We start from the raw sequence: 23600 nt of genomic DNA on the forward strand, positions 1-23600 counted from the left end.
GCTCACGCGCCAGCACGATGCGCGCGATGCGGCCGGCGCGATGTGGCTGCGCGCCGATCCGGCGCGCGTTTCGCCCGACATGGCCGGCGCGCGCATGCTGGCCTACGGCGAAGCACTGGCGCTCGACGCTGACGACACTGCCCAGCTGTTGCCCGCGCTCAAGCCGCTGTTCGGCGACGCCGGCATGCTGCTGGATGCGCCCCATCCGGCCCGCTGGTACCTGCGCTTGCCGTTGGAAGCGAAACTTCCGCCCTTCGTGCCCGCGGGCGACGTGCTGGGCGACGACCTCTTCGCGCACCTGCCCGAGGGCGATGCGGGCCGGCGCTGGCGCGCCTTGTTGAGCGAAGCGCAGGTGATGCTGCACAACCATCCGTGGAATGCCCACCGCGCCGCGCAGGGCAAGCCGCCGGTGAACTCGCTGTGGTTCTGGGGTGGCGGCGTGCTGCCGGATGCGGTGCGTACCGGATTCCGGCAGGTCAAGGGCAACGATGTGCTGCTGCAATCGCTGGCCCAGGTGGCGGGCGTGGAGGCCGGGCATGCCAATGGCGAAGGCGGCGTCGACGCGCTGATCGACCTGCGCCATCTGCGCAATCTGGACCTGCTGTGCCGAGACGCATTGCGCCCGCTGCTCGATGCGCTGCGCAAGCGCGAACTCGACGCGCTGACCCTGGATTTCGAGGACGGCACCCTGTTCTCGCTGCGCCGCGAACAACGCTGGCGCCTGTGGCGCAGGCCCCTGCAGCGGTTGGACACGGTGCGCCCGGACCACGTCCCGGCATGATCCCGTCACCGCGGATCCGCCGGCGCCCGCTTGCCGAGGGCGGGCAGTGGCCCGACAGCGTGCCGCCCCTGCTGCGGCGGATCTATGAAGCGCGCGGTGCGCGGTCGCTCGACCAGGCGCAGCCGCGGCTGGCGCATCTGCTGCCGCCCGACCTGCTCGGTGGACTGCCGGAAGCGACCGCGCTGCTCGCCGATGCCATCGCACAGGACCGCCACATCGTCATCGTGGGCGACTTCGACTGCGATGGCGCGACCGCCTGCGCGGTCGGTGTACGCGGCCTGTGCCTGCTCGGCGCGCGCCGCGTGACGCCCGCGGTGCCGAACCGCATGGTGCATGGCTATGGCCTGTCGCCCTCGCTGGTGGATGAACTGGCCGCGCTGCAGCCCGACCTGCTTGTGACCGTCGACCATGGCATCGCTTGCCATGCCGGCATCGCTGCCGCCAAGGCGCGCGGCTGGCAGGTGCTGGTCACCGATCACCATCTGCCCGGCGAGCGATTGCCGCCGGCCGACGTCATCGTCAATCCCAACCTGCGCAGCGACCCGTTCCCCAGCAAGATGCTGGCGGGCGTCGGGGTGATGTTCTACGTGCTGCTGGCGCTGCGCCGCGTGCTGCGCGAGCGGAGCGTGTCCGGGCAGGCGGAGCCGGACCTGGCCACGCTGCTCGACCTCGTCGCCGTCGGCACCGTCGCGGACCTGGTACCGCTGGATGCGAACAATCGCGCCCTGGTCGGTGCAGGCCTGCGCCGCCTGCGCGCGGGGCAGGGATGCGCAGGCCTCCAGGCGCTGATGCGCGTGGCGGGCCGCGACCCGGCGCGCCTGACGACGTCCGATATCGGCTTCGCCATCGCACCCCGCCTGAACGCGGCAGGACGGCTGGAGGACATGGCGCTGGGCATCGCCTGCCTGCTGACCGATGACGCGACCCAGGCCGATGAGATGGCCCGCGTACTGGAAGGCATCAATGCCGAGCGGCGCGGCGTGCAGCAGCAGATGGTCGAGGAGGCCCATGCCGCGCTGGCCCGCATCGACGACGGGCAGGGCGCACCCGTACCGCTTGCACCGTGCCTGTTCGATCCGGAATGGCATCCGGGCGTCGTCGGCCTGGTGGCATCCAAGATCAAGGAGCGGCTGCATCGACCGGTGATCGCGTTCGCGCCGGCCGAGCCCGGCAGCACGACCTTGCGCGGCTCTGCCCGTTCGATCCCCGGATTCCATGTCCGGGATGCCCTGGCTGCGGTGGATATCGCGCACCCGGGCCTGATCCACCGTTTCGGTGGCCACGCCATGGCAGCGGGGCTGTCGCTCGACGAAAGCGACCTGCCACGGTTCCGCGACGCGCTGCACCGGCACGCCAGCGCGCTGCTCGACGACGATCTGCTGCGCGAGGAGGTGCTGAGCGATGGCGAACTGGGCGGCGATGAACTCGATCGCCGTCATGCCGATCTCCTGCGCAGTGCCGGTCCGTGGGGGCAGGGGTTCCCCGAGCCGATGTTCGACGGTGTGTTCGACGTCCTGGACTGGCGCGTGGTCGGCGAGAAGCACCTGAAGTTCTCGCTCAGGGCAACCGGCCACGCGACGCCATTGAACGCGATCCATTTCAACGGCTGGCACGACACGCCCCCGCCCACGCGCATCCATGCTGCCTACCAGCTGGATACCGACGACTGGCGCGACCGTCGCGGCATCCAGTTGCTGCTGCGCCACTGGCGCGCGCCCGACTGAGGCTGCGTCACGACGTTCGCGTCGCCAGCGGCGGGTCGGCGGTCACCGCTTTTGCGCGCGTGAGGCCGAAGAGGGGGCGCAGCCAGCGCACGCGGCGGATGGCCTCATACCCGGCGAAGCATGCCGCGAAGGTGATCGCGATCAGCAGCGGGCCCTCCGCCAACGGAGGAATCGCCAGCGGTTTCAGGTGATGCGCCACGACGACGATGACCGTCTGGTGCAGGATGTAGACGGGGAACACTGCCGCCACCAGGTAGCGCAGCGCCGGACTGTCGCCGGGCCGCATGCGATGCGCGAAGCCGAGCACCGCGACGATGGCGCACCACTGGTTCAACGCCCATGCCATGCGCATCGTCATGCGCAACCATTCGGGCGGATCGACGTCGGCGAAACGGGTGAAGTAGGCGATCAGCCCGGCCCAGCTGGCCAACCATGTGACCACCGCCATCCAGCGAAACCGCTCGATCGCCTGCCACACCCCGTCCGCACGGGCGATGAGGAAGCCGAGCAGGAACACCCCGAAGTACTGCGCGTGGTTGTACCAGTCATCCACCAGTGCATGCGTCTGCTCGAACCGGGAGACCAGCAGGACCCGCGCCACGCCCAGGAACAGGCACGGCCAGACCACCACGCCCGGTCCGGACAGCGCATTCGCGAGTCGTCCGCCAGTCGCGTCGAGGGCACGCGGTGCCAGTCGCCAAAGCAGCCACAGCACCAGGGTGTAGACCCAGAGATAGGCGACGAACCACAGATGGTTCCAGGTGGGGAGATCCAGGCAGCCCTCCGCATCGCAAAAGCCGTCGTAAGCGCTCAGGTAGCGCGCGTAGAACGCCAGGTAGCCCTCGTGGTAGCCGCCTGGGAGCTGTTCCACCACTTCGTAGTAGGCCTGCGGCGGTACGATCACCAGCATGCCGAAAGCCAGCGGTACCAATAGCCGCCACGAGCGGGCGCCGAGGAAGCGAAGGCGCGTGCCCGCCGCCTGTGCGGTCCGCTGCGCCTTGCCCAGCAGGAATGCGGTCGCCGCACCCGACACCAGGAACAACAGCGACAGCCGCCAGGGTGAACTGAGCAGCATGAAAGGCTCCAGCGCATCGCTGGCGGCCGGACTTTTCACGTGCCAGTCCCAGGTCACGTAGTACATGCCCACGTGGTAAAGGACCAGTAGCGAGAAGGCGCAGACCCTGACCCAGTCCAGATCGTGGCGACGTTGCATGGCGTTCTCCGTTTTCAGGGAAGACGGCAGCGTCGGCGTACGTGCCGCCCGAGGCCAGCATCAAGGGATGGATCGGGGGGAAGCAGTGACGAGCCGCGGACCGTGGGGACGAATCGCCCTGCCTGCCTCGAAAGGCGACCGCTAGAATGCGCGCATGAACCACAAGGACACGCTGACCTACGAACGCTACCTGCCGTGGAAGCGGTGGGTCGAAGCGGGATTCTGGGTCGCGGTGACGGCCGCCAACTGCATCGCCAACAGCCTGACGACGTTGATGGAGCTCCGGCGCGGCGATTCGGGCATCCAGGCCTGGGAGCCGGTGGTCTGGGAAACCAGCAGCGCCCTGGTGTGGCTGCTGGTGCTGATCCCGGCCATTGTTGCGTACACCCGCTGGCGCCCGCTGCACTGGGAGAACTGGCGTACGCGGCTGGGGGAATACGCGGTCGCCAGCCTCGTGGTCTGCCTGGTGCACGTGGTCGGCATGGTCGCCCTGCGTGTGGTGGCGTACCGCATGCAGGGGATGGCCTACGACTTCGGTCCATGGCCGCGCGAGCTGGCCTATGAGTACCTCAAGGATGCCCGCAGCTTCGCCACCATCGTGGTGGCCGTGGAGGGGTATCGCTTCCTGCTGCGCCGCTGGCAGGGCGAAGCCAGCCTGCTCGCCGAACCCGACGAGGGCCTCCCGTTGGAGCCGGTCGACCAGCCGGAGCGTTTCCTGGTGCGCAAGCTCGGGCGCGAGTTCCTGGTGGCGGCCAACGACATCGAGTGGCTTCAGGCCGCGGGCAATTACGTGAACCTTCGCGTGCGCGGCCACGACTATCCCCTGCGCAGCACCATCGCCGGCATCGAAGCGCGCCTGGATCCGCGCCGCTTCACCCGCATCCATCGCAGCTACATCGTCAGTCTGGACCAGGTGGCCTCGATCGAACCGCTGGATACCGGCGACGCGCGCGTCCACATGAAGGATGGCAGCGCCTTGCCTTGCAGCCGACGCCACCGGCAGGACCTGCGCCAGCGGACCGGCGCCGACGCGTGCTAGCTCATGCGGCCCGCGTGGCCGGCACCTGCGGCAACCGCTCCACGGCGTAGCTGGCCACCAGTTCGATGGCGCCGCTGCGCACCGCATCCTCTGGCGACTCCAGCACGGTCTGCAGCGGGATGCCCGCCGGCAGGCAGCGACCCCACAGGCCTGCCCAGGCGTTGCGGCGGTCCTTGGCGGCATACAGGGCGCGGTCGGCCATGCGCAGGGCGTAGTCCCACCCACAGCTGGCGTTGTCGAAGAACGGGAAAGGCGCGAACCCCAGCGACACGGTCAGAGACCAGCGCTGGCGTGGCGCGGGTTCGTGCACTTCGCACAGCGCTTCATGCAGGCGCGAGGCGACCGTGCAGGCCTGCGCCTCGGTCAGGTCGGCGCACGCCATCAGGAATTCCTCACCGCCCCAGCGCGCAATGACATCGTCGGACCGGGCGATGTCGCGCAGGCGACGGGCCAAGGCCACCAGTACCTGGTCCCCGGCATGGTGGCCGAAGCTGTCGTTCACCTGCTTGAAGTGATCGATGTCGATCAGGAACAGCACGTGGCGCGTGCCCGCCACCGGCCGCTGCAGGGACATCGCCTTCAAGGCCTCGGTGGCGGCGCGCCGGTTGCGCACGCCGGTGAGCGGATCGGTGGCGCTCACCTTGCGCAACTGCCTGTTCTTGCGCCGTTGCAGCAGCCCGAAGCCGACGCCGGCCAGCACCAGCAACACCAGCAGGGCGATGCCGGCCCGGCGCATCAGCCGGGATTTCTCATCGTTCAATCCGCGCACCTGCGCCTCATGGCGCATGCTCTCCAGTTCGCGCTGGGCCGCCGCGCTTTCACTGCGTGCCTGCAGGTCCGCCAGCAGTTCCAGCCGCTGCGCCTTGAGCGTCTCCATTTCCAGGGCATGCAGGCGCGCACCGACTGCCATCGCCTGATCGGCCTGGCCGAGCGCCGCGTGTGCTGCCATCCAGGCGCGCAGCACTTCCCGCTGCTTCTGCGGCTGGGGCGTCCCGTCCACGCTGGACCAAGCGCGGCGGGCGGTCGCCAGGGCGGTCGAGCGATCGCCGGACAGGCGCTGCAGCGTGGAGAGTTTGGCCAGTGAACCGGCCAGGCCAGGGGTATCGGCGCTGGTCTGCTGCGACCGGACGGCGGCCTCGAGCACCGGGCGGGCCTGCGCCAGCCGCCCCTGCGTGATCCAGATGCCCGCCCGCTCGGCGCGCAGGCGATCCACCACCGATTGCGCGCGCTTGCGGACCGCCACGGCCTCGCCCTGGTCGATCACCGCAAGCGCCTCGTCGATGCGTCCCAACCGGATCAGGTTGAGCGCATGGTTGTGCAGGATCAGGGGATCTTCCAGTCCGACCGGCGCCGCGGCGGCCAGCGCCTGGCGGTAGTAATCGTCGGCGACATCGGGCGAGTCGAGATAGTCGGCGTGGATCAGGCCGATGTTGGCCAGCGTGGTGGCTTGGAACAGCGCGGCTTCGTCGGCGTCGAGCTGCGCGGCCAGGGCCTGCACCTTCAGGTAGGCGGATTCCGCGCGGTGGATCTGACCGGCGCCATGGAAGATGGAGCCCGCCTGGGAGAACGCACGCGCACGGAATTCCGGCGGCAGGCCGGGATGTTCGGCCATGCGCCGCTCCATCCGTTCGCCCGCGTCCACCGCGCTTGCCCGATCACCGGTCAGGCCCGCGGCGATGCCGAGGCAGCTCAGTGCTTTCACCTCGTCCTCGACCGACAGGTCCGGTTCCGCCAGCAGCGACTCCGCGAGCTGCACGGCCACGGGAGGCGCATCGCGACGCAGTTGCAGGCAGCGCGTCACCGCGGCTGCGCGGTCGTGCACGGCAGGCTGCGTGCCCTGGGCGCGCGAGGACGGCAGGCTCAGCAACAACGCCAGGCCGAGCAGGCAGGGCAGCAGCGGAGCGGGCAGGGCGGCGGGAGTCGGCATGAGCGGAGCGGCTCTCGGAGGGACGCCCCCGGCATCCTGCAATTCCCGTTCCAGCGCATCCTTCCGGGGGCGGCGTACTGCGTGGCTCTGGTATCCTTGCCGACCGATTCCTTTCCCCCGTCCCAGCACCCATGATCGAGCTGAATCCCATCCGCCAGCGCATCGCCGACCTGCAGGACAGGCTGGCCTCGCTCCGGGGGTATCTTTGACTACGATGCCAAGCGCGAGCGCCTGGAAGAAGTAAACCGCGAGCTGGAAAGCCCGGATATCTGGAACAACGCCGAGTACGCCCAGCAACTGGGCCGCGAGCGTTCGCTGCTGGACAAGACCGTCAATGGCATCCGCGATATCGAGGAGGGCCTGACCGGCGCCGGCGAACTGCTGGAACTGGCGGAGATGGAGAACGACGAGGACACGGCCCATGCGGTGGTGGCCGACGTGGAGCGCTATGCCGTGCACGTGGACAAGCTGGAATTCCAGCGCATGTTCTCCGGCAAGATGGACAGCTCGAATGCGTTCGTCGACATCCAGGCCGGTGCCGGCGGCACCGAGGCGCAGGACTGGGCGGAAATCCTCCTGCGCATGTACCTGCGCTGGTGCGAGTCGCGCGGCTGGAAGACCGAACTGATGGAAGCAAGCGGTGGCGACGTCGCCGGCATCAAGTCGGCCACGCTGCGGGTGGAAGGCGACTTCGCCTACGGCTGGCTGAAGACCGAAACCGGCGTGCACCGCCTGGTGCGCAAGTCGCCCTTCGATTCGGACAACCGCCGCCACACCAGCTTCACCTCGGTGTTCGTGTCGCCGGAAGTCGACGACAACATCGACATCGACATCAACCCGGCCGACCTGAAGACCGACGTGTACCGCTCGTCCGGCGCAGGTGGCCAGCACGTCAACAAGACCGAATCGGCCGTGCGCATCACTCACGTGCCGACCGGAATAGTCGTGGCCTGCCAGACCGGCCGCAGCCAGCACCAGAACCGCGACAACGCGATGAAGATGCTGGCCGCCAAGCTGTACGAACTCGAGATCCAGAAGCGCAACGCCGAGCGCGATGCGGTGGAGGCGACCAAGTCCGATATCGGCTGGGGCAGCCAGATCCGCAACTACGTGCTGGACCAGAGCCGCATCAAGGACCTGCGCACCGGGGTGGAACGCTCGGATACCCAGAAGGTGCTGGATGGCGACCTGGACGAGTTCGTCGAGGCCAGCCTGAAATCCGGCCTGGAAGCAGGGTCGAAACGCATCGACGCTTGATCCGCGAGCGCACCCGCCTTTTGCAGGAGCGGCCCATGGCCGCGATGCTTTGAACGATAATCCTGCAAGAGCATCGCGGCCATGGGCCGCTCCTACATCGCCTTCTTCGATTTCCTACGCCATGACCGATCAGACCCCAGCCACGCAGCCCGCCGTCGACGAGAACAGCCTCATCGCCGAGCGCCGCGCCAAACTGACGGCGCTGCGCGGGCAGGGCATCGCGTTTCCCAACGACTTCCGCCGCAGCGACTATGCGGGCGACCTGCAGACGCAGTACGAGGATGCCGAACTGTGGACCGGCGAGGCGCTGGAAGGCAGTGGTCGGCGCGTGAAGCTGGCCGGGCGCCTGATGGCCAAGCGCGTGATGGGCAAGGCCAGCTTCGTGCAGATCCAGGACGAGTCGGGGCGCATCCAGCTGTTCCTGCAGGCCAACACGCTGGGTGAGACGTACGATGCCTTCAAGGGCTGGGACGTCGGCGACATCGTCGGTGTGGAAGGTGGGCTGACCCGCACCCGGACCGGCGAACTGTCGGTGAAAGCCGACGCCTTCCGCCTGCTGACGAAATCGCTGCGCCCCCTGCCGGACAAGTGGCATGGCCTGTCCGACGTGGAGCAGCGCTACCGCCAGCGCTACGTGGACCTGATCGTCACGCCGGAAGCGCGCGACGTGTTCATCAAGCGCTCGCGGATCATCCGCGCGATCCGCGAATGGCTGGATACGCGGCGTTTCCTGGAAGTCGAAACGCCGATGATGCATTACATCCCCGGCGGCGCCGCGGCCAAGCCGTTCACCACGCACCATAACGCGCTGGACCTGGACCTTTATCTGCGCGTGGCGCCGGAGCTGTACCTGAAGCGTCTGGTCGTCGGCGGGCTGGAGCGCGTCTACGAGATCAACCGCAATTTCCGCAACGAGGGTGTAAGCACGCGGCACAACCCAGAGTTCACGATGCTCGAGTTGTACGAGGCTTACGCCACGTATACCGAGATCATGGACCTGACCGAGGGCGTCATCCGCGATGTGGCGCACGAGGTGCTGGGTACCGGCCAGGTGGCCTGGGACGGCCAGGACATCGACCTTGAGCCAGCATTCCGCCGCTGGCGCATGGACGAAGCCGTCCGCCACCACAATCCCGAGATCACGGCGGCGGACTGCACCGATCGCGACGCGCTGGCGCGCCACTGCGAACGGCTGAAGATCCACGTCAAGCCGTCGTATGGCTGGGGCAAGCTGTTGCTGGAGATCTTCGAGAAGACCGTGGAGCACACGCTCGTCCAGCCGACCTTCATCACTGACCATCCGGTCGAGGTTTCGCCGCTGGCCCGCGCCAACGACGACCAGCCGGGCTACACGGACCGCTTCGAACTGTTCATCAACGGCAAGGAAATCGCCAACGGCTTCTCCGAATTGAACGACCCGGAAGACCAGGCGGCCCGGTTCATGGCCCAGGTCCAGGCCAAGGAGGGCGGCGACGACGAAGCCATGCACTTCGACGCCGATTACATCCGTGCGCTGGAAGTCGGCCTGCCGCCCACCGGTGGGCTCGGCATCGGCATCGACCGGCTGGTGATGCTGCTGACGGGTTCGGACTCGATCCGGGACGTGCTGCTTTTCCCTTACATGCGCCCCGAAAGCCACGGCTGAACAGGCGCGCCTGTTCCGCCGCGAGTGACGCTATGGGGCAGAAAGGGAACCTGGCGGGATGACGCGACGGGTCCATGACGCAGGCACGGCTGTCCTGCGGCGCTGCGTTTCGGCATCCGCTCCTGCCGGGGCGGGGTGCAAGGGCCCCAATCTGTGACGGAGGTCAATGTGTGGAGGCCGGACAGGCCGCTGGGGCGGCTGGCACGCTTCCTGCGTCGATTGACGCGCAGGACGGTCAATTTTCCGTCGTCCGCGCCGATAGAGATCAGGGGAGGGGGCCCCGCGATTGGCATCGGTTCCCTTCGTGGATCACGGACCCGACCCGGGACCGTACCGCCGAACAGGACTTCCGCCATGTTGGATGCGAGTGCCGCCGCCGCCGGAGTATCCTTGCCCGACAGCCACATGCTGTGGCCACAAGGGGCAGGTAACGCTTTGAACATCGTCATCGTCGACGATCAGACGTCCGCGCGCACCATGCTGCGCCATGTCATCGAGGACATCGCGTCCGAGTTGGCCGTCCATGATTTCGGCGATCCGCTGGCCGCACTGGAATGGTGCGAGAAGAACCGGACCGACCTGCTGCTGCTGGACTACCGCATGCCAGGCATGGATGGGCTGGAATTCGCGCGCCGCTTCCGCCGGCTGCCGATGCATCGCGACATCGCGATCATCCTGATCACGGTGGTCGGCGACGAGCCGATCCGCCAGGCCGCCCTCGAGGCGGGCGTCATTGATTTCCTCGTCAAGCCGGTGCGCCCGCGCGAGCTGCGTGCCCGCTGCCGCAACCTGCTGCAGCTCCGCCAGCAGTCCGAGAACGTGAAGCAGCGTGCCCTGTCGCTGGAGCAGCGCCTGCTGTCCAGCATGCACGAGGTCGAGGAGCGCGAGCGCGAGACGCTCTCGCGGCTGGCCCGCGCCATCGAGTACCGCGACAGCGGCACCAGCGCCTACCTGGAACGCATGGCCCACGTGGCCGGCCTGATCGCCGAGCAACTGGGGCTGCCCGAAGACGAGGTGCGCACCATCGAAATGGCGGCGCCGCTGCACGACATGGGCAAGATCGCGATCCCGGATTCGGTCCTGATGAAAGCCGGACCGCTGACGGCCGAAGAAACCGACGTCATGCGCCGCCACCCGAAGATCGGCCACCAGTTGCTGTCGGGCAGCCAGAACCGCTTCATCCAGACCGGCGCGCTGATCGCGCTGCGCCACCACGAGCGCTACGACGGCAGCGGTTATCCCGATGGCCTCGTGGGCGAGCAGATCCCGTTGGAAGCGAGGATAGTGGCGGTTGCGGACGTCTTCGATGCCCTGATTTCGCCGCGTCCGTACAAGAAAGCCTGGGACAAGGATGCGGCCTTGGCCTACCTGTACGCCCAGCGTGGCCGCCTGTTCGATCCGGCCTGCGTCGACGCGCTGATTCGCGGGCGGGCGCGGCTCGACGACATTTGCGAACGTTACTCGACGGTGCAGAGCCGTCCAGGGATGGAGTGAGCCATGACGAATCCCCTTGCCTGGATCAAATCCCGACTGGCGCATCGCGGCGACAGTGAGCACGGCCAAGCGCTGATCCGGGTCGCGCTGATCACCATCATCCTCGTCTACGCGTTGCTGCCTTCGTCGCGCGCCGCGTTGCCTGCGGACGAGTACACCATCGTCCTGACCATCATCACCTCGGGCCTGGTCAATGGCCTGGGCATCTTCGCGTGGTTGCTGGTGCAGCCCGGCAAGTCGCACGCACGCCGTGCGCTGGGCATGATCGCCGACTACGGCCTGCTGGCGGCGGCGATGAACGGCATGGGCGAGCCGCTGTCGTGGGCCTACGTCGTCCTGATGTGGATCACCGTCGGCAACGGCCTGCGCTACGGCAACCGCTATCTGGTCGTCGCCGTGGCGATGGCGAGCACCGCCTTCGGGGCGGTGGTGCTGATGAACGACTATTGGCGCAGCAACCTGACGCTGGGCGTCGGCCTGGTGCTGGGCCTGATCGCCGTGCCGATGTACCTGTCCGGCCTGCTGCGCGACCTGACGCGCGCCACCGACGAAGCGCGCCGCGCGAACGAAGCGAAGAGCCGGTTCCTGGCCAACATGAGCCACGAGTTCCGCACGCCACTCAATGGTCTCGCCGGCATGTCCGAACTGCTGGCGACCACGCGTCTGGATGCCGAACAGCGCGAGTGCCTGTCCACGATCCAGGCATCGACCCGGACGCTGCTGGGACTGGTCGAGGACGTGCTGGACATCTCCGCGATCGAAGCGGGCAAGGTCAAGCTCAACGTCGTGGAGTTCTCGCCACGCGAACTGGTCGAGAGCATCGGCCTGATCCTCATGCCGCAGGCCCGTGGAAAGCAGGTCCGCTACGAAGGCGTGGTGGACGACGCCATCCCGCTCAAGCTGCGCGGCGATGCGGGCCACCTGCGCCAGGTGCTGCTGAATCTCGCCGGCAACGCGGTGAAGTTCACCGACGACGGCGAGGTCCGGCTGGTGGTCGCGCCCACGCTGGTCGAGGGCAGCCGCATCCGCCTGCGCTTCACCGTCACCGATACCGGCATCGGCGTGCCGGTCGCGCTGCGCGAGCGCCTGTTCGAGGCGTTCGAGCAGGCCGATGGCAGCCTGTCCCGCCGCTACGGCGGCACCGGTCTGGGCACGACGATCGCCAAGGGCCTGACCGAGGCCATGGGCGGCACTATCGGCTTCGAAAGCCACGAGCAGCGCGGCAGCTGCTTCTGGGTGGAACTGCCGTTCGAGGCCGTGGCCGAGCGCGTCATGGTGCCGGCCGTGCATGGCCACGCCGAGTGGCTGCAGGAAGAGCCCGAAACCGCCAGCGCCGAGAACATCATCGCCTTCTCGGATCCGTTCCTGCGCCATCGTGCGCGCGTGCGCAGCATGCAGATCCTGGTCGCCGACGACCACGAGGCCAATCGCATGGTCGTGCAGCGCCTGCTGCAGAAAGCGGGTCACCGCATCACCTGCGTCAACGGCGGCGAAGAAGTACTCGATGCGCTGGAATCGGCGACCTACGACGCGGTCATCTGCGACCTGCACATGCCCGGATTGAGCGGCCTGGACCTGTTGAAGCAGCTGCGCGTGATGGAGGCGGGCAGCGGCAGCCGTACGCCCGTGCTCATCCTCAGCGCGGATGTCACGCCCGAATCGATCCAGCGTTGCGAGCAGGCCGGAGCGCGCGCCTTCCTTGCCAAGCCGGTCGTCGCCACGCGCCTGCTGGACGCGCTGGCGGACATCGCGACCTCGGGCCGGGTTGCGGCCACCGCCGTCCCGGCGGCGCCTGTGCGTGCGGAAGTGTCGGACGGCGTGCTGGATGTCAGCGTGCTGGACGAACTGACCGCGCTCGGCATGGGCGATGCGTTCGAACGCGAATTCATCGAGCAATGCCTCAACGATGCGGACGGGTGCATCGGCGCGATGGCGCATGCGATGGAGCGCGGCGATGGGGAACACCTGCGTGAGCACGCTCACGCCCTGAAGGGCGTGGCCAGCAACCTGGGCCTGGTCAAGCTCGCGGCGGCCGCCGGCGAAATGATGAGCCTGGCCGACTGGCAGATCACCCGCGAGTGGCGTCATCGCCTGGCAGCGCTGAATTCGCACCTGAGCCATGGTCGCGCGGCGCTCGATGCGCGGCAGCGCGTGCGGGGCGCGGGCCTGGACAAGGGCAACGAACACTCGTCGTCCTGACGCGGGGCCACTGCCGCGATCGACGCGGTGGCGATACGGTGGCGCGGGCGGACGCGCTCCGGATGGATCGCTGGCGAGTACGGATGACCCGGACTCGCCCTTGAAGGCGCACGGCGCGCTCCAACCCCCTGATTTCCCCTGTCGTTACTGCGTTGCCGCAGTCATGCGGGTGTTCAGGCCGCGCGGATCGACCGCTTTTCCTGCGCGCGGACGATGCGTTCCATCATCTTCAGCGACTTGTCGCCCAGCGTCAGCGCGGTATCGACCCACACCTCGGTGATGCCCATCAGTTCGTCGTAGCCGACCGGCTGGGCGAGGTTGCGGCAGGCATTCAACGCCAGGTGCGCATGCGGCGAGCGACGCTGCTTGTCGATGATGGTCTGCACGGCGGAAGCGCCCTGGCCCTTCGGTACCAGCACGTCGACCACGCCAAGCTTGTAGAGCTCGTCGCTGGTGTAGATGTTGCCTTCCAGGATGATCTTCTCGGCGACCTGCGGCGAGACGCGCTTGCACAGGAAGGAGTACGCGCCCATGCCCGGGAACAGACCGAACAGCACTTCCGGCAGGCCCATGTCGACGCCTTCCTCGGCCACGATGGTGTGGCACGACAGCGCGATCTCGAGGCCGCCGCCCAGCGCATCCCCCTGGATCAGGGCGATGGTGCGTACGTCGCCGCCCAGACCGGTGTTGAGATGGTGGACGCCGTCGATGCAACGGCGCGCATAGCTCAGCAGGCGATCACGGTTGTTCTCGCGGATCAGCTGCGAGAACAGTTCCAGATCGCCGCCGAGATTGAACGCCGTGGCGTCGGAGGCGACCACGAGGTGACGCAACTTGCCGGGCTGGCGCTGCGATTCGCGCAGGGTGATCGAATTCATGAAGCTCAGCACGTCGTCGAGCATCTGGCTGCGGAAGCACGGGCGCACGCCCGGTGCCACGTCCGAATGCATGTACATCCAGTGGGCGTCACCGCTGGGTTCCGACTCGACACGGATGGTCGGGAAGGAACGGGTGCGCTGCAGTTTTTCGACGTTGTTCATGGAGAGCTCCTTGGAGGGTTGCTTGCCCGCGCGGCAGGGGAGGCGGGTGACGGATTAATGTGACGCAGGTGGCATCACGCGCCGATCCTACACCTGAACGAATAATTAAAATCCGGTGCACAAGCGCGCTTGTGGCAACTTGGGGCCGTCCCCCCGCCATCAGTCTCGATATTTGTGACGAATGTCTAGAATCGGACCCTAAAGTCCTGAACCAAAAGAAAAAGGCCGGCGCATGGCCGGCCTCTTTCAACACCCTGAACAGGGCGTCACGCGCTTTTCGCGGGCTCGCGGAGCTCCTTGCGGAGGATCTTGCCGACGTTGGTTTTCGGCAGCTCCGTGCGGAACTCGATGTGCCGGGGCTGCTTGTAGCCCGTGAGGTTGTCGCGGCAGAACGCCTTCACCTGTTCCGCCGTGAGCGACGGGTCCTTCTTCACGATGAACACCTTCACGGCTTCGCCCGATTTCTCGTCCGGCACGCCGATCGCGGCGACCTCGAGCACGCCGTCGAGGCCTGCGATCACGTCTTCCACTTCGTTCGGATACACGTTGAAGCCGGAGACCAGGATCATGTCCTTCTTGCGGTCGACGATGTAGAAGAAGCCGTTCTCGTCCATCTTCGCCATGTCGCCGGTGTGCAGCCAGCCGTCGGCGTCCATCACGTTCGCGGTTTCCTCGGGCCGTTGCCAGTAGCCCTTCATGACCTGCGGACCCTTGATGCAGAGTTCGCCCACCTCGCCAACGGGAACGACGTTGCCGTCGTCGTCCTTGAGGCAGGCATCGGTCGACGGCACCGGCAGGCCGATGGCGCCGTTGTAATCGTGCAGGTCCATGGGATTGATGCACGCCGCGGGCGATGTCTCGGTCAGGCCATAGGCTTCGACCAGCGTCACGCCCGTGACCTTCTTCCACTTTTCCGCAACGGCACGCTGCACGGCCATGCCGCCGCCCAGGGTCATCTTCAGGTTGGAGAAATCGACCTCGTCGAAGCCCGGCGTATTCAGCAGGCCGTTGAACAGCGTGTTGACGCCCGTGATCGCAGTGAAGCGCGTGGCCCTCAGCTCCTTCACGAAGCCGGGCATGTCGCGCGGATTGGTGATCAGGTGGTTCAGGCCGCCAAGCTTCATGAAGACCAGGCAGTTCGCCGTCAGCGCGAAGATGTGATACAGCGGCAACGCGGTGATGATGACTTCGTTGCCGTAGTCGAGGCCGGTGCCGACCCAGACGCCCGCCTGCTGCATGTTCGCCACTAGGTTGCGGTGCGTCAGCATGGCGCCCTTGGCCACGCCGGTGGTGCCGCCGGTGTACTGCAGGAAGGCGATGTCGCCGGAATCGATGTCAATGTCGGGCAACGTATGCAGCTGGCCGAGCGTCAGCGTGTCCTTGAAGCGAACGGTGCCGGGAATGTCGTAGTCGGGCACCATCTTCTTCACGTACTTCAGCACGAAGTTGACGATGGCGCCCTTGGGGAAGCCGACCAGGTCGCCCAGCGCGGTCGTGACCACCTGTTTGACCTGCGTGCCGGCGAGCGCTTCCTGCGCGGTCTTGCCGAAGTTGTCCACGACCAGCAGCACGCTGGCGCCGGAATCGACCAGCTGGTGCTTCAGCTCGCGCGGGGTGTACATCGGGTTGACGTTCACCACCGTCAGGCCGGCGCGCAGCACGCCGAAGATGGCGATGGGGTACTGCAGGCAGTTCGGCATCATGATGGCGACGCGGTCGCCCTTCTTGAGCTTCAGTTCGCCAAGCAGGTACGCCGCGAACTGGCGGCTGAGCTTGTCGATCTCGCCATACGTCAGGGTCTTGCCGAAGTTGCGGAACGCGGGACGGTCGCGGTACTTGCTGATCGCCTCATCGAAGACGGACACGATGGAGCGGTACTGCTCCAGGTCCACCTGCTGCGGCACGCCTTGCGGATAACTCTTGAACCACGGACGTTCCTGACTCATCGTTCTGCTCCCTCCCCAGGGTCTACGGGCTGCCTCGCGGCATGCATGTGGGCGAGCGCCGAAAGGGGCGCCTGCCGGGAGCATACCGTTCCGGATGGAAAAGGCGAAGGTTTCGATGGCGAAGATCGGGCAGGGTTTCATCGCGGCGGCGGCGCTCGTGCTGGCAACGCTGGTGGCGTGCAGCGCGGAAACACCCGAGGCCCAGCTGCGGCACCGCGTGGGAGGCATGCAGGCGGCCGTCGAAGAGAAACGCGTCGGCGATTTCATGGACGGCGTCAGCGACGATTTCACCGGGCCGGACGGCATGGATCGTGCTGCATTGCACAACCTGGTGCGTGCGCGCACGTTCGCGAACGCGCGCGTCGGGACGACGACCGGTCCCCTGGACGTGCGGGTCGATGGAGACAATGCGACGGTGTCGTTCCAGGTGCTGCTGACCGGCAGTACGGGCCGGCTCCTTCCGGAACAGGCGCAGACCTACGACGTCACCACCGCATGGCGTCGGGAACAAGGCGACTGGCGGATCTACCACGCGCGCTGGAACGCGCCCCGCTGACCGCGCGCTATTTCGCCGGCGACAGCTTTCCGGAACTCCACCGGTAGCGCAGCGTTCTGGGAACGGTCGGGCAGCAGCGCGCGTCGTTGGGTCCGGGCCACTTCGTCTTCAGCTCGACGGTGCCGTTGCGCACCACCATGCCTTCCACGCTGCCCAGTGGTTCGTCGGTCTCGCCCGCTGGCACGTAATGCGGCCCTTTGCGGGCCAGCACTGTGACGCCGTGATGCCAGTAGGTGGGGCCCAGCATCGTCCACAGCACGACGACTTCCGACTCGCCGTCGCCGTCCAGGTCGGCCACGGCGACATCGCCCGCTTCATAAGCCTCCTGCGGGCTCGCGCTGGCCTGCCGGGTGGCAAGGAACTGCTCGGCGATGCGCCTGGCCTGATCGGTGTCGGGCGCTGCAGCGCGGGCGTGGCCACAGAAGGCGAGGACGAGGAGCAGGCAGGTGGAACGCAAGACAGGGACTCCCATGGCGACGTCTCGGACGACCTTCGACGAAGGCCTTCAAGATCCCTAACGCACCAGGCGCAGCCGACCGGCAAGCGTTCCTCGCACGCCGTGCCCGGTCTTGCCACGACCCGGGGGAGCCGTGATGATCGGCGTGTCAAAACGGGGAAACCGCTCATGTCGATTCGCTGGAAACTGCTGGCGTGCCTGTGGCTGGCCGCTGGAAATGCCTTCGCGCAGGATGCGCTGCCGTACCAGACGCCGCCGGCCGAGATCCTGCAGCTCGCCGACGTGCAGCGACCGCCCACCGTCGCGACGGACAGCCGCAAGCAGCACCTGGTGCTGTTCTACCGCGACACGTTCAAGTCGCTGGCGGAACTGTCCGACGAGGAGCTCCGTCTCGGTGGCCTGCGCGTCAATCCACGCACCAACATCGCCAGCACCACCACCTACTTCACCAACGTGCAGGTGCAGGATCTGCAGCGCGGTGGCGCACAGCAGGTGACGGGTTTGCCTGCGGCGCCGCGCCTGGCGAATTTCACCTGGTCGCCCGACGAACGCCGGCTGGCGTTCACGCACACCACGCGAACCGGCGTGGAAGCGTGGGTGATGGAACTGGCCACTGCGCAGGCCACCCGCCTGACCGAGGCGCGGGTCAACGGCAACGTGGGCAATCCGCTGACTTGGTTCCGCGACAACCAGGCCTTGCTGGTACGCATGTTGCCGGCGCAACGCCCCGCACTGCTCGATACGACGCGTGCCGTTCCGACCGGGCCGACGGTGTCGGTGAGCGATGGCAGCAAGGCACAGAACCGCACTTACCAGGACCTGCTGAAGAATCCGTCGGACGAAAACAATTTCGCCGTGCTCGCCACGTCCGAACTGCACCGCGTCCCGCTGCAGGGGCGCGCGACGCTCTGGCGTGCCGCGGCAATGCATACCGGCGAATCGTTCTCGCCGGATGGCCGGTACGTCCTGCTGCGCACCCTGCAGAAGCCGTTTTCCTACCTTGTGCCCTATGGTCGCTTCCCGTACCGCGCCGACGTGGTGGAAACCACCGGCAAGCCGGTGACGACCGTCGTCGAAGCCCCACTCGCTGAGAACCTGCCGAAGGGTTTCATGGCCGTGCGCGCGGGTCGTCGCGATGTCGAATGGCGTGCGGACCAGCCCGCCACGCTGGTCTGGGCCGAGGCGCTGGACAAGGGCGATCCGGCGAACGACGTGCCCTTCCGCGACGAAGCCTTCGCCTGGCAGGCACCGTTCACCGCGCCGCCGCAGTCGCTCTTCAAGACCGTCGACCGCGTCCAGGGCATCCTGTGGGGCGACGACACGCATGCGATCGTCACCGATTACTGGTGGAACACGCGCCATACGCGGACCTATGTGCTGGATCCGTCGAAGCCGGGCGCGCCGTTGCGCGAACTTGTGAGCCGCAGTTACCAGGACCAGTACAGCGATCCGGGGCAGTTCGAGACGCGGAAGAACAGCGCGGGTGAAATCGTGCTCGCCCTGGACAATGGCCAGGCGTACCTGATCGGCGACGGCTTCACGCCCGAGGGGCAGTTCCCCTTCATCGATCGGATGGAACTGGCCACTGGCAAGAAGGAACGCCTGTACACGTCGCGTCTCGAAGGCCAGAAGGAAAGCATCCAGGCGCTGCTGGATCCCGCGCAGGGCACGGCGCTGGTACGCATCGAATCGCCGACCGAGTTCCCGAACTACTACGTGCGCCACCTGAAGCAGCGGATCGCACCGGTGCCGGTGACGCAGTTCGAGAATCCCTTCAAGGCCCTGCAGGGCGTTTACAAGGAAGTCCTGACGTACAAGCGCGCCGACGGGCTGCCGCTCACGGGCACGCTGTACCTGCCGGCCGGCTACGACCGAACGGCCAAGCGCGAGAAGCTGCCGCTGGTGATGTGGGCGTATCCCACCGAGTACAAGGACCGAGACAGTGCGGGCCAGAACACCACGAACCCGAACGAGTTCATCTTCCCGAGCTATGGCTCGCCCTTGTACTGGGTCGCGCGCGGTTATGCGGTGCTGGACGACGCGGCGTTCCCGATCGTGGGCGAGGGCAAGGACGAGCCGAACGACACGTTCATCAAGCAGCTGGTGGCCAACGCCAAAGCCGCGATCGACGCCGTCGACGGACTCGGGTACATCGATCGTTCGCGTGTGGCCGTGGGTGGCCATTCGTACGGCGCGTTCATGACCGCCAACCTGCTGACGCACTCGGACCTGTTCGCCGCCGGCATCGCGCGCAGCGGCGCCTACAACCGCACGCTGACGCCGTTCGGCTTCCAGCAGGAAGAGCGCAACTACTGGGAAGCGCCCGGTGTCTACAACGACATGTCGCCTTTCATGCACGTGGAGAAGATGAAGACGCCGCTGCTGCTGGTGCACGGCGAGGCCGACAACAACTCCGGCACGTTCACCATGCAGAGCGAACGTTACTTCAATGCGCTCAAGGGCTTCGGTGCACCGGCACGCCTCGTGCTGCTGCCGAAGGAGAGCCACGGCTATGCGGCGAAGGAATCGGTCCTGCACCTGCTGTGGGAACAGGACCAGTGGCTGGAGCGGTACGTGAAGAACAAGGGGCAGACGGCCGGCACAGCACCGGCTGCGGCTCGCTGAAACACGACTGCCTGCACGAAAAAGGCCGCCTTAGGGCGGCCTTTTTCTTTTCCCGCTACCAGCACTCAGCCGGCCTTGCGCGCCGCCAGCTGGCGCAGCACGTAGTGCAGCAGCCCACCATGGCGGAAGTACTCCACTTCCTTCGGCGTGAGCAGCAGGACCTTGGCCTGGAACTCGACCTTCTTGCTATCTGACTTGCGCGCGGTGACCGTCGCGTGTTTCGCAACGCCGTCCTGCAGGCCCGTGACGTCGAATGTTTCCGAGCCGTCAAGGCCCAGCGACTGGGCGTTCTGGCCATCGACGAACTGCAGCGGCAGCACGCCCATGCCGACCAGGTTGGAGCGGTGGATGCGTTCGAAGCTCTCCGCGATCACCGCCTTCACGCCCAGCAGGTTGGTGCCCTTTGCCGCCCAGTCGCGCGAGGAGCCCGTGCCGTACTCCTTGCCCGCGATCACCACCAGCGGGACGCCATCGGCCCTGTACTTCATCGCCGCGTCGTAGATAGACAGCTTCTCGGGCGATCCGTTGCCGAAGTACAGCGTGTTGCCGCCTTCCTCGCCACCGAACATCAGGTTCTTGATCCGGATGTTGGCGAAGGTGCCGCGCACCATCACGTCGTCGTTGCCGCGGCGGCTGCCGTAGCTGTTGAAGTCGACCGGTTGTACGCCACGCGAGATCAGGAAGCGCCCCGCAGGCGAATCCTTCTTGATGTTGCCGGCCGGCGAGATGTGGTCGGTGGTGATCGAGTCGCCGAACAGGCCGAGCACGCGCGCGCCATGGACGTCGTCGATGCTGCCGATGTCCATCGTCATGCCGTCGAAGTAGGGCGGATTCTTGATGTACGTCGAGTCGCCGTCCCACGTGTACAGGTCGCCGTCGGGCGAGGCGATGGTGTTCCAGCGCATATCGCCCTTGAACACATCGGCATAGTTCTTCGCGAACATCTCCGGGCCGATCGTGGCGGCGATGAAGTCGCCGATCTCCTTGTTGCTGGGCCAGATGTCCTTCAGGAAAACCGGTTGGCCATCGCTGCCGGTGCCGAGCGGTTCCGACGTCAGGTCGATGTTGGTGGTGCCGGCGATGGCGTACGCCACGACCAGTGGCGGGCTGGCCAGGTAGTTCATCTTGACTTCGGGATGCACGCGGCCTTCGAAGTTGCGGTTGCCCGACAGCACGGAGGCGACGACCAGATCATCGGCAGCGATCGCGGCCGATACGTCGTCCGGCAGCGGGCCGGAGTTGCCGATGCAGGTGGTGCAGCCGTATCCGACCACATAGAAGCCGAGCTTTTCCAGATCGTCGAGGACGCCTGCCTTCTCGAGATAGTCGGTGACCACGCGCGAGCCCGGCCCGAGCGAGGTCTTGACCCACGGCTGCGCCTTCAGGCCTTTCGCCGCGGCGTTGCGCGCGAGCAGGCCCGCGCCCAGCATCACCGCCGGGTTCGAGGTGTTGGTGCACGAGGTGATCGCCGCGATCACCACGTCGCCATCGCGCAACTTCACCGCCGCGCCGCTGTGCGGCGAGGATTCGTGCGCGGCTTCGTTAGCCCCCACGGCCGTACCGCCGCCGCCTTCGTTCTTGAGCCGGTCTTCCTGCACCAGGTCGATGCGCTTGCGGCGCGCATCGGCGAACGGCACCAGGTTGTCGCGGAAGTTCTGCTTCACGTCCTGCAGCAGCACGCGGTCCTGCGGGCGTTTGGGGCCGGCCAGCGACGGCTTCACATCGCCCATGTCCAGGTGCAGCGTGGCGCTGTACTCGGCATGCGGGCTGTCCGGCGTGTGCCACAGGCCCTGTGCCTTGGCGTAGGCCTCGACCAACGCGATCTGTTCTTCGCTGCGACCGGACAGGCGCAGGTAGTTCAGCGATTCGTGGTCGATCGGGAAGATGCCGCAGGTGGCGCCATACTCGGGCGCCATGTTGCCGATGGTGGCGCGGTCGGCGAGCGGCAGGTGCTGCAGGCCGTCGCCGTAGAACTCGACGAACTTGCCCACCACGCCCAGCTTGCGCAGCAGCTGGGTGACGGTCAGCACCAGGTCGGTGGCGGTCGCGCCTTCCGGCAGCTTGCCGGTCAGCTTGAAACCCACGACCTGCGGAATCAGCATCGATGACGGTTGGCCCAGCATCGCGGCCTCGGCCTCGATGCCGCCCACGCCCCAGCCCAGCACACCGATGCCGTTGATCATCGTGGTGTGGCTGTCGGTGCCGAAGACGGTGTCGGGATAGGCGATGGCTTGGCCGTCCTTCTCCCCGGTCATGACCACGCGGGCGAGGTTTTCCAGGTTCACCTGGTGGACGATGCCGGTGTTCGGCGGCACCACCTTGAAATTGTCGAACGCCTTCTGGCCCCAGCGCAGGAAGCCGTAGCGCTCCTTGTTGCGTTCGAATTCGATCTTGCCGTTGAGGTCCAGCGCATCGGCGCTGCCGAACACATCGACCTGCACGGAGTGGTCGATGACCAGCTCGGAGGGGATCAGCGGATTGATCTGGTCCGGGCTGCCGCCGAGTTTCACCACGGCATCGCGCATGGCGGCCAGGTCGACGACGCAGGGCACGCCGGTGAAGTCCTGCAGCACCACGCGCGCGGGCATAAAGGCGATTTCGGTGTCCGGTTCCTTGGCGGCCTCCCAGGCAGCGACGGCCTGGACATGCTCCGGCAGCACGGTGACCCCGTCCTCGCAGCGCAGCAGATTCTCGAGCAGGATCTTCAGGGAATAGGGCAGGCGGGCGAAGCCGCCGGCCGGGTCCAGCCGCTCGGCCAGCGCGGGCAGGCTGTAATACGTGTAGGACGTGCCGTTGACGTCCAGGGAACGTCGGGTGGCGAAGGAATCACTCATCGCGGAGGCTCCTGTAGCTGGGGGAGGGTGAGGTGACCAGACAGCATAAGCCGGCGGCCCTGCATGTCTTGTAGAGGCCTGCCCGGATTATCCGCCATGTATGAGACGGGCATGATTCGACCAAGGGTGCAGTCTGGTGGGGGATGACAGGCGCTCCGGGCTAGGGTATGCCAACTGAAGTATGTATAATTCTTCCATACTCAAGAGGGGCCGCTGATGGAAGCCACCGTTGCAGAACGCGGCCAGATCACCCTGCCGAAGGCCGTGCGCGATGCGCTGGGCCTGACCAAGGGCAGCGTGCTGAAGGTCGAGTTGGAAGGTAGCCGCATCGTGTTGCGGAAGAGCGTCGACGACGCGATTTCGCGCGTGCGTGGCAAGTTCGCCCTCGACGCCGACAGCCCGACGGGCGCCGTCAGCGAATGATCGCCGTCGACGCGCCCGTCCTGATCGAACTGCTGACCGATGGTCCGCGCGCGGACGCCGTTGAGGCGGGCCTGCGCCAGAGTCTCGGCAGCGGGCGTGTCGTCGTCTGCGATGCCGCGCTGGCGCAGCTGTGCGCCTCGCTGCGCAATGGTGCGGATGCCTTGGCCGCGCTCGAGGAAATGGGCGTGCATTTCAATGCCGTCGAAGCCAAGTCCGCCGTGCGTGCAGGCGAGATGCAGCGCCGCCACCGCCAGCGCGAAGGCGACGCCCGGCCGATCGCCGACTTCCTCGTGGGCGCGCATGCGCTGCTGCAATGCGACGGGCTGATCACCTTCGACACCGCGTTCCACCGCGACTACTTCAAGGGGCTGAAACTGATCGTGCCCGCGAACGAATAAGCGTCACCCTGTTTTCCCATTCCACCGCATCACCGAATGACC

17 protein-coding genes are annotated in these 23600 nt (G+C 66.8%); 11 read left to right on the top strand and 6 right to left on the bottom strand.

Features of this window, described 5'->3' with window-relative positions; genetic code table 11:
• Together CYU89_RS18165 and recJ are read left to right on the top strand one after the other, a co-directional pair.
• Positions 1 to 781: phosphoglycerate mutase (locus CYU89_RS18165; protein ID WP_296282931.1), on the top strand; the 781-nt coding region annotated here is incomplete at its 5' end.
• Complete coding sequence (gene recJ, locus CYU89_RS18170) at positions 778 to 2505, top strand: single-stranded-DNA-specific exonuclease RecJ (RefSeq protein WP_296282932.1); 1728 nt, start codon at positions 778 to 780, stop codon at positions 2503 to 2505. The genes CYU89_RS18165 and recJ, both read left to right, overlap by 4 nt.
• Before the next feature lie 7 nt (positions 2506 to 2512).
• Here recJ and CYU89_RS18175 read toward each other — a convergent pair whose 3' ends face one another.
• Complete coding sequence (locus CYU89_RS18175; protein ID WP_296282933.1) at positions 2513 to 3718, bottom strand: acyltransferase family protein; 1206 nt, start codon at positions 3716 to 3718, stop codon at positions 2513 to 2515.
• Positions 3719 to 3872: 154 nt separating this feature from the next.
• Here CYU89_RS18175 and CYU89_RS18180 point away from each other — a divergent pair, with 154 nt between their 5' ends.
• On the top strand, positions 3873 to 4757 hold the full coding sequence (locus CYU89_RS18180) for a LytTR family DNA-binding domain-containing protein (RefSeq protein WP_296282934.1): 885 nt from the start codon (positions 3873 to 3875) through the stop codon (positions 4755 to 4757).
• A gap of 1 nt (position 4758) precedes the next feature.
• On the opposite strand, the gene CYU89_RS18185 is transcribed toward CYU89_RS18180, so the two are convergent.
• Complete coding sequence (locus tag CYU89_RS18185) at positions 4759 to 6684, bottom strand: GGDEF domain-containing protein (protein WP_296282935.1); 1926 nt, start codon at positions 6682 to 6684, stop codon at positions 4759 to 4761.
• 131 nt (positions 6685 to 6815) lie between these two features.
• Between CYU89_RS18185 and prfB the strand changes: the two genes are divergently transcribed.
• The 4 genes from prfB to CYU89_RS18205 all read left to right on the top strand — a co-directional run bounded on the left by prfB (position 6816) and on the right by CYU89_RS18205 (position 13279).
• Positions 6816 to 7941 (top strand): peptide chain release factor 2 gene (gene prfB / locus CYU89_RS18190; RefSeq protein WP_296282936.1). Its coding sequence is split into 2 segments (ribosomal slippage): positions 6816 to 6890 and positions 6892 to 7941, totalling 1125 coding nucleotides; the frame shifts between segments, so codons are not numbered across the junction.
• Positions 7942 to 8062: 121 nt separating this feature from the next.
• On the top strand, positions 8063 to 9586 hold the full coding sequence (gene lysS / locus CYU89_RS18195) for a lysine--tRNA ligase (protein WP_296282937.1): 1524 nt from the start codon (positions 8063 to 8065) through the stop codon (positions 9584 to 9586).
• Positions 9587 to 9991: 405 nt separating this feature from the next.
• Positions 9992 to 11080 (top strand): two-component system response regulator, encoded by a 1089-nt coding sequence (locus CYU89_RS18200; protein WP_296282958.1) that lies wholly within the window; start codon positions 9992 to 9994, stop codon positions 11078 to 11080.
• Between the two features lie 3 nt (positions 11081 to 11083).
• Positions 11084 to 13279 carry an ATP-binding protein gene (locus CYU89_RS18205; RefSeq protein WP_296282938.1) on the top strand — a complete coding sequence of 732 codons (2196 nt, stop codon included), beginning with the start codon at positions 11084 to 11086 and terminating at the stop codon, positions 13277 to 13279.
• 173 nt (positions 13280 to 13452) lie between these two features.
• Here the strand turns inward: CYU89_RS18205 and CYU89_RS18210 are convergent, their stop codons facing one another.
• Together CYU89_RS18210 and CYU89_RS18215 are read right to left on the bottom strand one after the other, a co-directional pair.
• Positions 13453 to 14319, bottom strand: a complete 867-nt coding sequence (locus CYU89_RS18210) for a crotonase/enoyl-CoA hydratase family protein (protein ID WP_296282939.1) — start codon at positions 14317 to 14319, stop codon at positions 13453 to 13455.
• A gap of 266 nt (positions 14320 to 14585) precedes the next feature.
• Positions 14586 to 16265 carry a long-chain fatty acid--CoA ligase gene (locus CYU89_RS18215; protein ID WP_296282940.1) on the bottom strand — a complete coding sequence of 560 codons (1680 nt, stop codon included), beginning with the start codon at positions 16263 to 16265 and terminating at the stop codon, positions 14586 to 14588.
• Between the two features lie 94 nt (positions 16266 to 16359).
• On the opposite strand from CYU89_RS18215, the gene CYU89_RS18220 reads away from it, so the two are divergent.
• Positions 16360 to 16821, top strand: a complete 462-nt coding sequence (locus tag CYU89_RS18220) for a nuclear transport factor 2 family protein (RefSeq protein ID WP_296282941.1) — start codon at positions 16360 to 16362, stop codon at positions 16819 to 16821.
• Positions 16822 to 16828: 7 nt separating this feature from the next.
• Here the strand turns inward: CYU89_RS18220 and CYU89_RS18225 are convergent, their stop codons facing one another.
• Positions 16829 to 17278, bottom strand: coding sequence for a hypothetical protein (locus tag CYU89_RS18225; protein ID WP_296282942.1), 450 nt, complete (start codon positions 17276 to 17278; stop codon positions 16829 to 16831).
• A gap of 168 nt (positions 17279 to 17446) precedes the next feature.
• Here CYU89_RS18225 and CYU89_RS18230 point away from each other — a divergent pair, with 168 nt between their 5' ends.
• Positions 17447 to 19903: a prolyl oligopeptidase family serine peptidase gene (locus CYU89_RS18230; protein ID WP_296282943.1), complete on the top strand. Its 2457-nt coding sequence runs from the start codon at positions 17447 to 17449 to the stop codon at positions 19901 to 19903.
• A gap of 65 nt (positions 19904 to 19968) precedes the next feature.
• Here the strand turns inward: CYU89_RS18230 and acnA are convergent, their stop codons facing one another.
• Positions 19969 to 22737, bottom strand: coding sequence for an aconitate hydratase AcnA (acnA, locus tag CYU89_RS18235; protein WP_296282944.1), 2769 nt, complete (start codon positions 22735 to 22737; stop codon positions 19969 to 19971).
• A 216-nt stretch (positions 22738 to 22953) separates the two neighbouring features.
• Here acnA and CYU89_RS18240 point away from each other — a divergent pair, with 216 nt between their 5' ends.
• Positions 22954 to 23160, top strand: coding sequence for an AbrB/MazE/SpoVT family DNA-binding domain-containing protein (locus CYU89_RS18240; RefSeq protein WP_296282945.1), 207 nt, complete (start codon positions 22954 to 22956; stop codon positions 23158 to 23160).
• Complete coding sequence (locus CYU89_RS18245; protein ID WP_296282946.1) at positions 23157 to 23558, top strand: type II toxin-antitoxin system VapC family toxin; 402 nt, start codon at positions 23157 to 23159, stop codon at positions 23556 to 23558. Before CYU89_RS18240 ends, CYU89_RS18245 begins: the two co-directional genes overlap by 4 nt.
• Positions 23559 to 23600 lie beyond the last annotated feature (42 nt).

Source organism: Pseudoxanthomonas sp., assembly GCF_002863005.1.
Classification (GTDB): domain Bacteria; phylum Pseudomonadota; class Gammaproteobacteria; order Xanthomonadales; family Xanthomonadaceae; genus Pseudoxanthomonas_A.

What these genes read in the sequence shown, in the direction of transcription:
- CYU89_RS18205 (WP_296282938.1), top strand. Translation starts at nt 11,084, where the DNA reads ATGACGAATCCCCTTGCCTGGATCAAATCCCGACTGGCGCATCGCGGC.
- CYU89_RS18245 (WP_296282946.1), top strand. Translation starts at nt 23,157, where the DNA reads ATGATCGCCGTCGACGCGCCCGTCCTGATCGAACTGCTGACCGATGGT.
- CYU89_RS18210 (WP_296282939.1), bottom strand. Translation starts at nt 14,319, where the DNA reads ATGAACAACGTCGAAAAACTGCAGCGCACCCGTTCCTTCCCGACCATC.
- CYU89_RS18180 (WP_296282934.1), top strand. Translation starts at nt 3,873, where the DNA reads ATGAACCACAAGGACACGCTGACCTACGAACGCTACCTGCCGTGGAAG.
- CYU89_RS18215 (WP_296282940.1), bottom strand. Translation starts at nt 16,265, where the DNA reads ATGAGTCAGGAACGTCCGTGGTTCAAGAGTTATCCGCAAGGCGTGCCG.
- CYU89_RS18175 (WP_296282933.1), bottom strand. Translation starts at nt 3,718, where the DNA reads ATGCAACGTCGCCACGATCTGGACTGGGTCAGGGTCTGCGCCTTCTCG.
- CYU89_RS18240 (WP_296282945.1), top strand. Translation starts at nt 22,954, where the DNA reads ATGGAAGCCACCGTTGCAGAACGCGGCCAGATCACCCTGCCGAAGGCC.
- lysS (WP_296282937.1), top strand. Translation starts at nt 8,063, where the DNA reads ATGACCGATCAGACCCCAGCCACGCAGCCCGCCGTCGACGAGAACAGC.
- CYU89_RS18200 (WP_296282958.1), top strand. Translation starts at nt 9,992, where the DNA reads ATGCTGTGGCCACAAGGGGCAGGTAACGCTTTGAACATCGTCATCGTC.
- CYU89_RS18185 (WP_296282935.1), bottom strand. Translation starts at nt 6,684, where the DNA reads ATGCCGACTCCCGCCGCCCTGCCCGCTCCGCTGCTGCCCTGCCTGCTC.
- acnA (WP_296282944.1), bottom strand. Translation starts at nt 22,737, where the DNA reads ATGAGTGATTCCTTCGCCACCCGACGTTCCCTGGACGTCAACGGCACG.
- recJ (WP_296282932.1), top strand. Translation starts at nt 778, where the DNA reads ATGATCCCGTCACCGCGGATCCGCCGGCGCCCGCTTGCCGAGGGCGGG.
- CYU89_RS18230 (WP_296282943.1), top strand. Translation starts at nt 17,447, where the DNA reads ATGTCGATTCGCTGGAAACTGCTGGCGTGCCTGTGGCTGGCCGCTGGA.
- CYU89_RS18220 (WP_296282941.1), top strand. Translation starts at nt 16,360, where the DNA reads ATGGAAAAGGCGAAGGTTTCGATGGCGAAGATCGGGCAGGGTTTCATC.